Origin of the sequence: Terribacillus aidingensis (assembly GCF_900215625.1) — a bacterium.
Classification (GTDB): Bacteria; Bacillota; Bacilli; order Bacillales; family Amphibacillaceae; genus Terribacillus; species Terribacillus aidingensis.
The window spans coordinates 830,835-844,876 of the sequence record NZ_OBEK01000001.1 but is presented as its reverse complement, the minus strand read 5'-3'; the positions used below and the strand labels follow the sequence as shown (position 1 = coordinate 844,876).

Sequence of the window (14,042 nt, the reverse complement as noted above, 5' to 3'; positions counted from 1 at the left end):
GCTCCTTATGTATTTGCCTCGTCTTTATCTAACAGGCTAGTGCTGTCTTCACTTTGTTTCTCAATTGGTTTCCAGTTCGCAGCGAGCGCCGGTAACACGCGCCAATTACTGAAGCTTGGTACCCCTTCTAGTTTACCGCCAAACAAGACTGGCTGCAGACCAGCGTTTCGGCTCCCAATGACGTCATTTTCAATATGATCTCCGACGAAAAAGGTTTCCGATGCACTAGCTTCCACCTCTGCTAATGCCATTTCAAAAATAGCCGGATCTGGTTTTCGCAGTCCAACTGCTTCTGAAATAAGGAGGCTTTGACAATGCCAATACAATCCAAGCTGCTCAATTACCTGCTGCTGCAGCAAAGCTGGTCCATTCGTAACAATGCCCAACGTATAAGACATACTCAATTCCTGCAGCGTTTCCAATGCATCCGGATAAGCAACTGCAAACTGCGCCACACGCTCGAAATAATCCGCTGTCAGCGCTGGCTCTAAATTCACATCTAAAGAGAATTGTGTTAGAAGCTCCTTATAAACAATAGGCTTTTCCACATACCCATGCTGATCCAGAGCAAGAAATGCCTCCTTAAATGCAGACAAATCAACTCCAGTCATGTCCGCTTGAAACTTGTTGTATTGATCCTCTAAAAACCGCTGTAATGTCGTCTGCCGATCATGAATGGTTCCATCCAAATCAAAAAGAATTGCTTTCATCCTGTTGCTCCATTTCCTTTTTCTCCATCATACGCTTTTCAGAAAGGATTGTCAGTAATTTGGTATACTTACAGCAAGGTGGTGACGAGATGAAAATAACTATTTATCATCCACAGCAGGAAAGTACACTGCTATTTCTGCATGGCGGGGGAGTAGGCGGCTGGATGTGGACGCAGCAAATTGAATGTTTCTCAGATTACAGATGTGCTGTAGCAGAATTAGATTTTCGTAAAGAGGGTGCTTCTATTGAACAGATAGCGACTGATTTATTAACGTGGGCAGAGAGCAACAAGGGCGCTGGGAAGCTTGCGCTGATTGGTTTCTCTATCGGAGCACAAATTGCGCTGCAGATGATTAGTAAAAGACCAGACTTGTTTTCTTTCACCATGTTGAACAGTCCGCTTACAGTCGCGTCCAATATACCGCTATTCATGATTGAAGCTGTTGTCCGTTTAACACACCCTTTGATTAAGAACAGGAGCTTTGCAGCATTACAAGCTCGCGTTCTTTGTATTCCTGCTGAAGACTTCGACACTTATTACCAGTACAGCCAACGTATTACCCCCAGAGAACTTGTCCAAACACTTACAGAAAATATGCAGTTTCGTATTCCAGATAGTTTTCACTCGATATCTGCAAACATACTTGTTACAGTTGGTGCTAAAGAAAATCAAATCATGAAAAAATCTGCTCAACTGCTTACCTTAACTAATCCGAATTGCATCAGCATGCTTGTTGCAGATACAGGACACGGACTCCCTTTGACTCATCCCCTATTATTCAACAGCCTGCTCCGACAAAAACTAATCGCCTATCTTTCCTAATACCGATACTCAAAAACGCGCCATTTCGACTTATTGCATCTTAGGTTATATAAATGAGATATATAATATATGAAATAAAAAAAGACCAATGCTCGTGACATTGGCGAACAGCTCCACAACACAATAAAGCTGTTCCAGAGATCCTTGCTACCAAGAGAAATAACCACGCTTACCGGAACAAGCGTAGTTATATCCTTTAGTTTACAATTACTAGCTTACAGCATGGTTTCCACAATATAGCGCATGTTAGTTACCCACAGCCGTAATCTCAACTCCATTTACGATACCTGTCGAACCTCCAAAACCAAAGTTTATCTGTCCATCCTCAACAAGAACCTCCGGTACAACCCTTGTCGTGTAATTGTTTTTAGGGGCAGATATCTGACCATAGTCTTGCCCCTCAATAACTAAATTGGTTCTGGCCGAACCGGTCATGTCTCCAACATATACCTTTACCGCATAGATACCATCAGGCACATCGACGTTGAATTCCCAACCTTTTGTAAAATAACCTAACCAATCACGTATTACATCGTCCCCTGCATTGCGGTCACGTCCAATCATGTTCTCAGCATTAACAATTCCGTATCCGCGTTCGGCAGTATACAAAGTAGTCAAATTAACCTCCTCGAACCCTTCTTTTACTGGGCTTCCAGTTAAACCAAAATCAAATTTCTTCATCGCCTTGCTTGTTGTAAATTGCTTTACCTTTGATAGTGCAGATTCTCCCTTTCCATTTACTGCTGTCACGTAAACATCGTAGCTCGTCTCTTCATCCAAGCCTGTCAAGAAAAGCTGAGGAACTGTTGAAGTACCGACTAATTTATATGCATTGCTGGTTGAAGGCTTGCTGTATATCCGATATATATCTGCCTTCTTGACTGTTTTCCAGGAGATCATGGCACCTGCATTACTAATTTTACTAATCGTTAATTTTGAAGGTTTAGAGGGAACTTTTTTCGGAGGCTCTAGCTTTTTTACATGGTCCGATAATGGAATTTCCAGGCTTCTTATTTCATCTGCTACCAAACGCGCTAGCTGAATAGCACCGTATTCCTGAAAATGTGTGTTATCTTTTGACCCATTTGGAAATGCAGGATAAACACCAGGATCTGTATACAAGAACACAGAAAGCGTTCCTTCTGGGCCAATGCTGTTATAATAAGCAACACTGCGTGCACTTAAGTCAACAACTTTCACATCTAATTCGTCAGCCACTTCTTTCATTCCCTGCACATATTCTGAGAAGCTGACACGGAACTCGCCCGTCTCTTCGTTAAAATCCCGTCTGCCCATTGGCGTGACTAAGATCGGAATAGCACCCCTCTGACGGGCTCCTAACACATAAGACTTCAAATAATTTTTATAATCCGGTACAGAAGCATAACGTTCGGGAACACTGATTGTTGCATCATTATGTCCAAATTGAATCAAAAAGTAGTCCTTCGGTTTTATTACCCTTAAAATGTTATCCAAGCGTCCTTCCTTGATAAAAGTCTTAGAACTTCTTCCCCCAATGGCGTGGTTTTCAAATTCGATATCGGAGGTAAAAAATTGCGGAATCATCTGACCCCAACCAGCTTCTGGTCTCCAGTAATCATCATACGTTTGAACTGTGGAGTCCCCTGCCATATAGACAGTCGGATTAGCTCCTTCCGTTCTTTCTGGAATCTTCTTAATAATTATCGCATTTATCTTGGAATTTGCTTCTGTAAATTTAAAGTTTAGCTGTCCATCTATAAGTGAAATTTCGAATTCATGCTCCTTATATTCACCACTTGCTAGATGCGTACTTTGCACCTTTTGAATATCCTCTACTTGGATACCGATGTTCGTTTCTGCTTCCTCGTCACCAGACAAAATTGTAACAGCATAATCTCCATACACTAAATCTACGTTAAAGGAAGTATCACTGGCGGAAACAAAATCTGATTTCAAAGGATCTGATGTTTTTCTGTCTATTCCGCTTACTTTTGATATATCTTCAAAACCATAGCCAGCTGTCTCTGAATATGCTGTTTCAGGAGTGACAGCCGTATACCCATCTTGTACAGGACTTGCATTGGTACCAAAGTCAAATTTCAATACAGGTGAATCTTCTGCAGCCTTCGTTTGTAAAGGGACGGTACCAAACGAAGTAAAAATAATTAAAAGTACAATTAAGAGCGTCCGTGCTGCATTTCTCTGACTTTTTCTCATTAATTATTCTCCTCTCCTTTTTGATAGCGCTTACATACTCATCTTAACTTCTATCTCACCTGACATATAGAAGATAATCAGACTTTTCTGTTTAATAATCAGTGTATAATTAAAAAAACGAACACATGCAAATTCAATCGTAAGAATTTGCATGTGTTCGTTTTTTACAATTCTTTTCTCTCTATTTTTTCTGCAGCTTTCCGAAGGATTCATTTGTCGCATAATAACCGCTGCCTTTGCCGGTGAATCTTGACAGTTCTTTTAACTCCTCGTCAGTAGCTTCGCCGCGGATATAGAGAAAATAGAGAATATTAATGTCTTCATCCATATCTTCTCCCTCTCCCTCCGTGTCTTTTTTATGCGCACGAAGTTCATCAGCTGCTGCCTCCATCCCCCAGCTGATATGGTGATACAAGTTCTCAAACGTTCTTTCTGCATCTGGAGTGATATTCTCTGCCATATATTCTTGTTTCACACAATCAAGATCATGTGTGCTGATAAACTCAACAAAATCCTTCCCATCTCCGTACTGGAAGAACTCTCCCCATATCTGAGGTGTGCGCTCGCCTAATTGGAAGAGCATCAAATACTTAATTTCAAAGCGCTCTCGTTCTTCTGCATGGCGTTCTCCGCGTTCAGAAGCATCTTCAGTTATTTCTCCATCAAAGAAACGCCGGCAGAAATCTTTATATTCCTCTTCAAACTGACGCATTACTTCCCATAACCGATGAACATCCTTATCAAACAACTCCTTACTGCGGAAGATTGATGCAAGTAAAAAGAAGCGGAACAAGCCGCGAAATTGAGTGTTAATTTTATTTTGACTCCAATCATAATTCTCCTGACGGAATGCATTGTTGATCTTTTCCAGGTAAGAACGGTCCAAAGCATCTTCAAGTCGCTTATAATGTTCTTCATCCACTAAAGAAGTAGGCCTTACTTTCAAAGTATCCCACTCAAGCTTCAGCTGTTCTTTATGCCGATCAGCATTCTGCATCGGGCGCTTCCGTGCTCCCGTATTATAAAATATTGCAATTCCCACCAGTGCAATCGCAACAATAATACTGATAATAGTCATGAACTGATCCAACTGCTTTCTCCTCCTGCCTACCATAAATAGAGCCGACAACACTGTCAGCTCTATTATCCTCCATTACCCTTGCAATACGCGCATTAGTTCTGTATGGAATTTTTCTTTTTCATCGAACAGCAGTCCATGACCGCTATGTTCAAATGGGATTACAGTAGAATTGACAATTCCGCCTGTCATCTCATTGGCAAAATCGAACGGGCAAATCTCATCTTTCTTTCCGTGGAAAATATAAGTCGGTGCACTAATATGCACGAGTTCATCGCGTAAATCTTCATCACGCAGTGCTTCCATTGCTTGAATCGTACCATGTCCGCTTGCTTCAAGCCCAAGATGGAAAAACCATTCCATAAACGGTTCAGAATGCTCTTGAGCAAAAAACATCTCTCGGAAATTCTGAAGTGTATTTGGGCGATCGGTTTGAATTTGTGCAATCATATCGTCTGCTTCTTCCTTCTTCATACCAAACGGATAAGCATCACGCTGTGTAAAAACAGGAGCCGCAGCGGACAATAGAAGCAGCTTATCTACTTTAGCAGCACCATATTTATTCGTATAGCGGATAGCGATTGGTCCGCCCATGGAAAAGCCGACTAAGACAAAATGGTTCAACCCGAGGTGTTCTACTACCTCATGAACAGCCTCCGCTTGTGCATCATATGTGTACATATTCCAAGGTTTATCTGATTTCCCAAAACCAAGCAAGTCAATTCCGATAAAGCGATATCCTTGCTTTGGCAGCTCATTCATTTGATATTCAAACATTTTATGACTTACCGGCCAGCCATGCACAAATACAACTGGTATACCTGTTCCAATATCTTCTGCGAATATAGTGTGTCCTGTTCTAGTTTTAATGTTATGACCCATGATTAGCTCTCCTCGCTATTGTAGTCTCTTTCCCTTGGCTCCTTCTTTTCTCTTGCTCTTAACTCACGGAATAAGAAGAATGCCCCTATAACACCGGATAGTACAGTGAGTACAAGAAACACTGTATAGGCGGTGAAGGCATAGAACAGTAAGAAAACAAGCGCCAGGATAAAGAATCCGAAGTAGCCTGCCAGCTTCATTAAGCCTCACCCTTTCCTGTAGTCTAGTAGTTATATACCCGCTAGACGCCCTTTTTAAGCAAAAGAAAAAGGCATGCTTCTCTTTCGGCATGCTCAATGTGTATGCATTAACACGCCTTCAGAATTGAGAAATGCAATCTCCAGCTCAATCTCCCGATTGATATCATCTTCTAAATCATGCGCTTCCAGCACATCCGCTGCCTCTCCTTTTACTTCTTCCCAAACAGGAAGCATTGTATGATCAATTGTTTCTGCTTCTATTTGGATACGCAGGCTGATAATGCCCTCTGGCTCAAAACCAGCACCTAATACTTCATACGTATCATAAACAGCAAGTTCTTCAACCGCTGTATTATTCACTTCTTCGAGTGCATGGCGAATCATCTCTTCATGCACGTCATTATACGGAACAGGATGAGTAGAGCGATCGGCGAAGAAAAAGAGCAGCCCAGCCATCACCATCGTCCCAGCCATGACGAGACGCAATCCAAAGCTTCGTTTCATCCGCATACCTCCATTCCCTGCTACTATATGCAAGCAGACACGGAAACTTGTCCATAAACTAAAATAGGACAAACAACAGAATGCTGGCACGGCATTCCATGCTAGTGTAAGTTTCACTCAGCGCAAATTTCCGAAGCGGTGCTCTAATCTTAGTTAATGCAAAAAGATCCAGGCAATACTGCTTTAAATCGCAATATTGCCTGGATCTTTAACTCACTAAATTACTATGCTCTTAGCCTCTTTTTATTCATCATTTCGCTTCCGTTTAAACGGCCACCAGTTCAGCTCACCAAGTGTGACGGCGATAGCTGGGATAAGCAAGGGCAGAATAACCAGTCCGTACAGAAGCAGCCCGATAATAATAACAGTAGCAACCTCCAGCAGTGTTAATACACCAGATGGCATCATCGCAGCAAATGTACCTGCCAAAATGATGGATGCGGTAATGATAACCGATCCCATCTTCTTCATCGAATGTATCATACCGCCGTTCAAGTCATCGCGCGCTTCTTCCGTGAAACGATCGAGCAAGAAGATCGAGTAGTCCACCCCGAGAGAAATAAGAATAACAAAGCTAAAGAATGGTACCGCCCAGCTTACACCTGCGTAATCCAAGCCGTTCACAAAGATTAATTCGGTAATGGATATTGCAGTATAGTAAGTAAGCAGCAATGATCCAATCATATACGCTGGAATGACCATAGAACGGAATAGCAAAGTCAAGATTAAGAACAAGCCAACCATCATGATTACCATGGTCCGAGAAAGATCTGTAGTAGACAGTTCCTCTAAATCAGCGTTCGTACTTGTAACGCCGCCATAGACAATTTCCGCATTTTCATAAGGTGTACCTTCCACTTCTGCACGAACACGTTCTTTAATCGTATCCAATGTACGGATTGCTTCCTCCGAGTACGGATCAGCGTCCAAGACAACATCAATCGTGACGCCTTCTCCATCATTGAATGCATACGTATCAATGCTTTGCTGGAAGTCTCCTTCTAGCGCATCTTCCGGAATATACATGCCTGTATCACGCACTGACTCACTTTCACTAATCGCTTGCAGCGTATCCGCTGCTGTTGTTAGTCCGTCAGAAACTTGCGTTAAACCTTCATTTGCAGAACCGACACCATCCGCTAGCTGCTGCAGGGTATCTGTCAGTGTGCCAACTTGCTCTTGCTGGCCTTGCAGCTGCGTATTCGCCTGTTCAAGACCGGATTGAATCTCTCCTAGCTGCTGGCTGATACCAGTCAGCAGCGCAGATGCCTGCTGCACATTGCCTGTTTGCTGCAGCTGCGCGGAAACTTGCTGTAATGCTGTATTGACTTGGCCCAGACCTTCTGTTGCCTGAGACAGCCCGCCGCCTGAAGATCCGCCAGTACCTGTTTGCCCAGTTATTTGGTTCAATCCGTCTTGAACCTGTGACAAACCATCTTGCACATCGCCAATTCCGGTAACAGCTTCGTTGATACCATCAGCAATTTGGCCGTTCTGAGCATCCACATACAAATCATCAATTTTATCGCCTGTCGGCTGTGTGGCAGTTCGAACTTTTTCAACATGATCAACTTTGCTGATTGCATCACTTAACGGATCAAGATAAGGCAATGTATTGCCAGTTGTGAGATTTTCATCATCTTTAATCACAATTTGAATCGGCATTGCTTCGCCTTTGCCGATGGCATCACCAATTGCATTTAGTCCTTTAATTGACTTGTAATCACTGCTGATTTCCTCTGTTGAGTTAAAGGAAACTTGTTCGTCATAAGTCAATACGAACGGAACCGTAATCGCGGCTGTAATTGCCAGGAACAATACTGGCCTGGCAACCGAGTGACGCCCAAGGAAATGCCAAAGTTTGTTATCTCCATGAGAAGCTGCTTTTTTCGAAGGCCAGAATAATTTTTCTCCCAGCGTTACCATGAATAACGGCAGCACTGTTACAAGTACAATCAACAGTACAGCAACCCCGACTGCCACACCTACAGCAGATTGGAAAATCGCAAATTTCGCGAAGAAGATGGATGCAAAACCTACAAACACCGCGATTGCACTGATAAGCAGTGTACGTCCTGCTGTCCGGTAAGCTGTAACAGTTGCCTCGACCTTATCATGTCCGTTCGCCAGCTCTTCCCGGAAACGACTCAGCAGCAGGATACAATAATCGGTACCAATACCGAACAATATCGCCACTAAGAACGTCTGCGTAAAGGTGGAAATCGGGAAGTCCAGTGTATCCACTAAGATGGCCAGAATGCCTTGACTAATCAAATATGTGATGCCAACCGTAATTAACGGCACAAACGGCGTTACAATAGAACGGAATACGAGTAACAGAAGCCCTACAATAATAAATACTGTAATCAGCTCTGTTTTCTTCAATCCTTCTTCAGAAGTATTAGCAAAGTCTTGGTTGATTAACGACGCACCCGTTACATATGCTGTCGTGTCTTCTGGAACAGTTTCATAAATTTCATCTGCAATTTTTTCTATTTCTTTATCTGAACCTTCTACCGTTATCGGCATCATAACAGTTTTTTTGTCTTCAGATGTCATTTGATCCTGAATGTCTTGATTATCAGTCAGCGGTGTTGTAATCTCGTTTACACCGTCAATCTTTTCAACCTTATCAATAACTCCCTGAATCATTTTCTCACTGTCTTCATTTAATGCTTCATCAAGTACAAATACAGCACTTAACGAGTTGCTGTTTTCTCCGGCGTTTTCGAGAATCTCGCTTGCCCGGATCGAGACAGCATCCTCTGGCAGCTGCGTTTGCCCTTTTTCAGAGGCAAGCTGCGTCAAATTCGGCGAAAAGATGGTTAATCCTACTGCAAGCAGGAGGACTGCAGCTGCAATAAGCCACTTAAAACGAATAATTGTTCTCAAGTTTCCTTCTCTCCTTTTTTCAACTGTTCTTTTACATAAGTAAATATACGGATAAACGCTTCTACATCTTCGCTGCAAATATTCTTGAAGAGCGTGCAAAATTCATCATAGATCGCTTCTTCTGCCTGCTGCAGCATACGCTCCCCTTCTGCAGTGATTGCAACAAGCTTTGTGCGTTTATCTCTCTCTGAGTCAATCCATTTTACAAACCCTTTCTCATACAGCTTTTTCAAACGATTGGAAATTGCACTTTTATGTACTTGCTGCACAATTGCCAGATGACCAGGAGAAGCAGGACTGGATAAACTTAAGAATTTAAGCAGCTCTACCTGCTGTGGTGAAATATGCTGGAAGATATCATGTGAGGTGCCTTTATGAAAAATCTCTGTGGCCATGAAGGATACTTCATGGAACAAATCAATTGCGTCTTTTAATCTGTTCAAAATCGTTTACCCCCTATACCAATATAGTTTATACCCTAAACTACAAGCGGTCAATACTTTCACCTAAAAATTTTATATCCCCGTTTATGAAATAAGAAAGCAAATCTAAGCCGATTTGCTGGTTCGATATTTGATTATCTCACAGTCCCTTATTGAACACTTGATACAGCAAACAGGAAGTGGCTGGGGACCTACGATGGTGCTGTAACTGTCCAAATGAAAGAGCAGTAGAAGCGGCGAAAAAAGCCAATAAAGTTATGTCATCGTAACACGTACGGATAATAAGTGGAGGGTATATAATCGTTATGATATGAAACTGCCCAACAATCAGCAGCAGCTGATTAAAGAAGTGGCAAAAGTAAATCCAAACAAAAAGCGGCTTTGCGGCTGAAACGAGTGATGGGGAGAAAAATGTAAAAGCAATTGTCCAAGCATGGTATCCAAGCCAGGAATAAGGAAATACTATTAGCAAGACACCCGTCTCGAAGATACAATCACCCTGCCATAACACACTGAAAACATCCTGCAGATTACCTGCAGGATGTTTTTGTAAAGGAGATACTGATGAATAAACTTCTATTATTTATCCTGCTTGCACTCTGTCTACTCCTGCTGCTGCACCGTCTAGAAGATACGCCTCCCGTAGCGCACAGCTGGCTGACAACAGGGGATGAACGGTATCTTCTTGAAAAACAGTCGGACAGGCTCTTACAAGATAAAAAGCAGCACATCCAAACAATAACAATTGATAAGCAGAAAACGTATCAGCAGATGGAAGGCTTTGGTGCCGCCATGTCCGGATCGAGCGCTTACCTGCTTTCAAACAAGCTTTCTGGTCAAGCACGCGATACACTCTTCGCTGATTTATTTACAGAAAAAGGCATTCATTTATCATTTCTTCGTCATACTATTGGTGCGTCAGATTACAGCGTAGATGCGGATGGCAATTCAGCAACCTATACATATGCAGATCAGCCAGGTTCGCCAGAAGATCCGCTTCGTTATTTCTCAACCGTGCGTGATCAAACTGTCATCAATATGCTGCATAAAGCAAAACAGCATAATCCCAGCCTGCAAATTATGGGCACACCGTGGACAGCACCGCCATGGCTGAAATACGGCGAGCAGACATGGAACGGCTTCTACCTGGATTATACGAAACAAAACACCTATAAAATCTATGCTGAGTATTTCGTTCGGTATTTGAAATCCTATCAGCAGAAAGGTCTGCCAATCGACTATTTATCTGTCCAGAATGAGCCTTTATTTTCTACAGACGCTTACCCAAGTATGACAATGAGCGCAGCCGAGCAGCGTCACTTTATCCAGAACTATCTTGGACCGGCCTTGCAGGAAGCTGGATTAGACACATCGGTCCTGGCTTATGACCATAATTGGGACAAAGGCGAATCCTATGCAGAGACGGTGCTAGACGCCGCTTCTGCCTACACAGCAGGAACTGCCTTTCACTGCTATGCGGGAGATCCTGAAACCGGAAGCGACGTGCATCAGCTCCACCCGAAAAAAGGGATCTACTTTACCGAATGCAGCGGCGGCGCATGGAGTAAGGATTTTGGCAATAACTTAAGCTGGCTTATGGACAAGGTCATCATTGGAGCGACGAGGAATTGGTCGAAAACGGTGCTAATGTGGAATTTAGCACTGGATGAAAAAAACGGCCCTACCAACGGCGGCTGTTCTAATTGCCGCGGCGTTATAACCGTAAACAGTCAAACAGGAGCTATTACGAAAAATGTAGAATATTACGCACTCGGCCATCTCAGTAAGTTTGTTCAGCCTGGCGCAATACGCATTAGCAGCACCCAGCTGCCAAATATACATACAGTTGCTTTCTACGATAAAGAAACAGAAGAAATCATATTCCTAGCAGCGAACACCAGCAGCAAAAAGGAGAAATTCCAACTAGCCGAAGAGGAGCATTATTTGACATACACACTCCCCCCTCTATCAGCAGTTACTTTTACTTGGAAAGAGTCTGGGAAAAACTAGAAATAGTTACTGCTAAAGGCGTATATGTGTGGATTTTTACGGAAGCTGCGGGGAGAGAGCACCGCTTCGGAAATACACTCCGCTTTCCTGCGGGAGTCTCCGTGTATTTCCGGCGCTTATCTTAGTTATGTGAAACCAGCTCTTAGAACAGGCAGAAAGCGGCGCCTTCCCCTGCTGTACGGTCAGTGAGAATACTTAAGCGATGAGATCCCACTGCGATTACTGACAATATTATTTGAATTTCTATACAGCTAAAACGATATTGTCTCAGCCTCTTTTTTTATTCCATTAACGCTAAACTCCGCTCCAGCCACTGTATATAACCCTTCTCTCGTTCGATTGCTCTGGTCAGTACTAAATAATGACCAAACTCGGGAGAAGAAAAATGGATGGGAGCTTTTTGTTCTGCTTCTAGTTCTGTTAGAATTTGCTCAAGCTTTTCTAACTTGCGCTGCCGGCTGTTTAATTGGTTCGAAAATAGCTGCTGTGCTTCCTGCTTGTCCATTGCTGCGATAAAGTAAGTCTTTAGCATAAATTCATCTTTATTGGAGACGTTGACTGCTTCTACCCGCTGGATCCAATCCATTAACTCCGCTGTACCTTTGGCTGTTAAACTGTATAGTTTCTTCTCTAGCTTCTCCCCTTGAATCACTGTTTCAAATGCAATTAATTCTTCCACCACTAGTTTCTTTAACTCCGGATAAATCTGGCTGTGTTTGGCGCTCCAAAATTGTCCGAGTGCTCCTTTAAAAGCTGCTGCGATATCGTAGCCAGTCATTTTGTCTTGTTCCAGCAATCCTAGAATCGCAAATTTTAATACACGCATACATGGTCTCCTTCTTGATGATTTGACAGTAGTATAACACAGCGTTACGCTTAACATGTAATTAGTTACATGTTTTAAATTACACCATTAAGGGGATGTACACGATGAATCCTGATTTAGAGAAGATTGCGACACTCGCAATTGATGTAGCAAAACCAGTCAGTGCTGGGCAAACCGGGCTTGGGCTGCGTCGGTTAATTCCCATTGAATCCGGGACTGCTACAGGAAGAATTGAAGGACGTATTTTACCTGGCGGTGCCGACTCACAAATCATTCGACCGAACGGACGGACAGATTTGTCTGCTCGCTATCTGATTGAAACAGAAGATGGTGACATTATTTATTTAGAAAATAACGGCATACGCCAAGTCGACGCTGCCTATCGCAAGCGTGCTTCCCAAGGAGAAATCATCCCGCCGGAGCATGTGTATTTCCGGACGGTCCCTGTCTTTGAAACGAGCAGTGAAACGTACAGCTGGCTGATGGACAAAATCTTTATCGGAGCAGCAACCCGACTGGAAAATCAAGTATTGCTGGAAATTTATCAAGTAAATTGAGGAGGAATAAACATGCAAGAATTTATTGGGAGTCATATGATTTATACGTATGAGAATGGCTGGGAATATGAAATGTATATCAAAAATGAAGATACAATCGATTATCGTATTCATAGCGGCATGGTCGGCGGACGCTGGGTGAAGGATCAGAAAGTTGATCTGGTTAAACTAACAGAAGGTGTCTATAAAGTTTCTTGGACGGAACCTACTGGCACAGATGTATCATTAAATTTCATGCCTAACGATAAAAGAATGCATGGTATCATCTTCTTCCCTAAATGGGTCCATGAACATCCGGAAATCACGGTTTGCTATCAAAATGATCACATTGACCTGATGCACGAATCCCGCGAGAAATATGAAACGTATCCGAAACATGTAGTACCGGAATTCGCAGATATCACGTACCATCATCAAGCTGGTGTGAACAACGATAAAATCGTTGCTGAAGCACCTTATCCCGGCATGACAAATGACATTAGAGCCGGAAAATTACAATAACGTTAAAAAAGGCGGTCTGCTAAAACGCAGCCGCCTTTTATGTTTCCGCTGGTGTTCCTTGATGGAAAAGCATACGCCAGCCTCCTGGCTGATAACGCCAAATGGAGCTGCGCAGCTGTTCCTTACCAGAAGCTGTGTCGTACGTCCGGAAGGTTGCTAGCACGGTATCCTCAGACAAAACGCGCACGTTAAAATCTTTAATATCCAGCTGAACAGAATCCAATCCGTCTGCTACGAGGTCATCTTTTGTGACACTGCGGCCGGAAGAGCCGTGCTCCAAGAAATCATCTGTTAATAGATTGCTAAACGCGTCAGTAGATAATCTTGTTTCATCCGCCAGCAGCAATCTTTCCAATTTAAGAATCGTTTCTCTTACTTGCAGCTGTTCATCCATGTTTTTACCCCTTCCTTTCCTG

At 42.9% G+C, this 14,042-nt stretch carries 14 protein-coding genes; 4 read left to right on the top strand and 10 right to left on the bottom strand.

The genetic code is table 11. The features are described from left to right. Positions 1-5: 5 nt before the first annotated feature. Positions 6-710 (bottom strand): HAD family hydrolase, encoded by a 705-nt coding sequence (locus CRO17_RS03990; protein ID WP_097039467.1) that lies wholly within the window; start codon positions 708-710, stop codon positions 6-8. Between the two features lie 89 nt (positions 711-799). On the opposite strand from CRO17_RS03990, the gene CRO17_RS03985 reads away from it, so the two are divergent. Beyond that, positions 800-1,534: an alpha/beta fold hydrolase gene (locus tag CRO17_RS03985; RefSeq protein ID WP_179636819.1), complete on the top strand. Its 735-nt coding sequence runs from the start codon at positions 800-802 to the stop codon at positions 1,532-1,534. 246 nt (positions 1,535-1,780) lie between these two features. Here the strand turns inward: CRO17_RS03985 and CRO17_RS03980 are convergent, their stop codons facing one another. The 7 genes from CRO17_RS03980 to CRO17_RS03950 form a co-directional block, all read right to left on the bottom strand. After that, a complete protein-coding gene (locus CRO17_RS03980) occupies positions 1,781-3,733 on the bottom strand; it encodes an SGNH/GDSL hydrolase family protein (RefSeq protein ID WP_097039465.1) in 1,953 nt (650 codons plus the stop codon). Between the two features lie 181 nt (positions 3,734-3,914). Beyond that, positions 3,915-4,823: a hypothetical protein gene (locus CRO17_RS03975; RefSeq protein WP_097039462.1), complete on the bottom strand. Its 909-nt coding sequence runs from the start codon at positions 4,821-4,823 to the stop codon at positions 3,915-3,917. A gap of 63 nt (positions 4,824-4,886) precedes the next feature. Next, positions 4,887-5,693: an alpha/beta fold hydrolase gene (locus CRO17_RS03970; protein ID WP_097039460.1), complete on the bottom strand. Its 807-nt coding sequence runs from the start codon at positions 5,691-5,693 to the stop codon at positions 4,887-4,889. 2 nt (positions 5,694-5,695) lie between these two features. Beyond that, entirely contained in the window at positions 5,696-5,893 is a 198-nt protein-coding gene (locus CRO17_RS03965) for a hypothetical protein (RefSeq protein WP_097039458.1), read from the bottom strand. A gap of 93 nt (positions 5,894-5,986) precedes the next feature. Then, the gene (locus tag CRO17_RS03960) at positions 5,987-6,397 is read right to left on the bottom strand and encodes a hypothetical protein (protein ID WP_097039456.1); all 411 of its coding nucleotides are present in this window, start codon (positions 6,395-6,397) and stop codon (positions 5,987-5,989) included. A 243-nt stretch (positions 6,398-6,640) separates the two neighbouring features. Then, positions 6,641-9,289 (bottom strand): MMPL family transporter, encoded by a 2,649-nt coding sequence (locus tag CRO17_RS03955; RefSeq protein WP_097039454.1) that lies wholly within the window; start codon positions 9,287-9,289, stop codon positions 6,641-6,643. Next, the gene (locus tag CRO17_RS03950; protein ID WP_097039452.1) at positions 9,286-9,732 is read right to left on the bottom strand and encodes a MarR family winged helix-turn-helix transcriptional regulator; all 447 of its coding nucleotides are present in this window, start codon (positions 9,730-9,732) and stop codon (positions 9,286-9,288) included. The genes CRO17_RS03955 and CRO17_RS03950 overlap by 4 nt, the downstream gene beginning before the upstream one ends. A gap of 564 nt (positions 9,733-10,296) precedes the next feature. On the opposite strand from CRO17_RS03950, the gene CRO17_RS03945 reads away from it, so the two are divergent. Continuing rightward, positions 10,297-11,742, top strand: a complete 1,446-nt coding sequence (locus CRO17_RS03945; RefSeq protein WP_097039450.1) for a glycoside hydrolase family 30 protein — start codon at positions 10,297-10,299, stop codon at positions 11,740-11,742. Positions 11,743-12,022: 280 nt separating this feature from the next. Here the strand turns inward: CRO17_RS03945 and CRO17_RS03940 are convergent, their stop codons facing one another. Continuing rightward, positions 12,023-12,568 carry a PadR family transcriptional regulator gene (locus CRO17_RS03940; RefSeq protein WP_097039448.1) on the bottom strand — a complete coding sequence of 182 codons (546 nt, stop codon included), beginning with the start codon at positions 12,566-12,568 and terminating at the stop codon, positions 12,023-12,025. A gap of 104 nt (positions 12,569-12,672) precedes the next feature. Here CRO17_RS03940 and CRO17_RS03935 point away from each other — a divergent pair, with 104 nt between their 5' ends. Both CRO17_RS03935 and CRO17_RS03930 read left to right on the top strand, forming a co-directional pair. Further along, positions 12,673-13,125, top strand: a complete 453-nt coding sequence (locus CRO17_RS03935; protein ID WP_097039445.1) for a DUF3237 domain-containing protein — start codon at positions 12,673-12,675, stop codon at positions 13,123-13,125. Positions 13,126-13,137: 12 nt separating this feature from the next. Further along, the gene (locus CRO17_RS03930; protein WP_097039444.1) at positions 13,138-13,626 is read left to right on the top strand and encodes a phenolic acid decarboxylase; all 489 of its coding nucleotides are present in this window, start codon (positions 13,138-13,140) and stop codon (positions 13,624-13,626) included. Positions 13,627-13,663: 37 nt separating this feature from the next. Here CRO17_RS03930 and CRO17_RS03925 read toward each other — a convergent pair whose 3' ends face one another. Further along, positions 13,664-14,020 carry a nuclear transport factor 2 family protein gene (locus tag CRO17_RS03925; protein WP_097039442.1) on the bottom strand — a complete coding sequence of 119 codons (357 nt, stop codon included), beginning with the start codon at positions 14,018-14,020 and terminating at the stop codon, positions 13,664-13,666. Positions 14,021-14,042 lie beyond the last annotated feature (22 nt).

Coding starts and splice junctions, on each gene's coding strand:
- CRO17_RS03990 (WP_097039467.1), bottom strand. CDS start 710: ATGAAAGCAATTCTTTTTGATTTGGATGGAACCATTCATGATCGGCAG.
- CRO17_RS03985 (WP_179636819.1), top strand. CDS start 800: ATGAAAATAACTATTTATCATCCACAGCAGGAAAGTACACTGCTATTT.
- CRO17_RS03980 (WP_097039465.1), bottom strand. CDS start 3,733: ATGAGAAAAAGTCAGAGAAATGCAGCACGGACGCTCTTAATTGTACTT.
- CRO17_RS03970 (WP_097039460.1), bottom strand. CDS start 5,693: ATGGGTCATAACATTAAAACTAGAACAGGACACACTATATTCGCAGAA.
- CRO17_RS03965 (WP_097039458.1), bottom strand. CDS start 5,893: ATGAAGCTGGCAGGCTACTTCGGATTCTTTATCCTGGCGCTTGTTTTC.
- CRO17_RS03960 (WP_097039456.1), bottom strand. CDS start 6,397: ATGAAACGAAGCTTTGGATTGCGTCTCGTCATGGCTGGGACGATGGTG.
- CRO17_RS03945 (WP_097039450.1), top strand. CDS start 10,297: ATGAATAAACTTCTATTATTTATCCTGCTTGCACTCTGTCTACTCCTG.
- CRO17_RS03940 (WP_097039448.1), bottom strand. CDS start 12,568: ATGCGTGTATTAAAATTTGCGATTCTAGGATTGCTGGAACAAGACAAA.
- CRO17_RS03935 (WP_097039445.1), top strand. CDS start 12,673: ATGAATCCTGATTTAGAGAAGATTGCGACACTCGCAATTGATGTAGCA.
- CRO17_RS03930 (WP_097039444.1), top strand. CDS start 13,138: ATGCAAGAATTTATTGGGAGTCATATGATTTATACGTATGAGAATGGC.
- CRO17_RS03925 (WP_097039442.1), bottom strand. CDS start 14,020: ATGGATGAACAGCTGCAAGTAAGAGAAACGATTCTTAAATTGGAAAGA.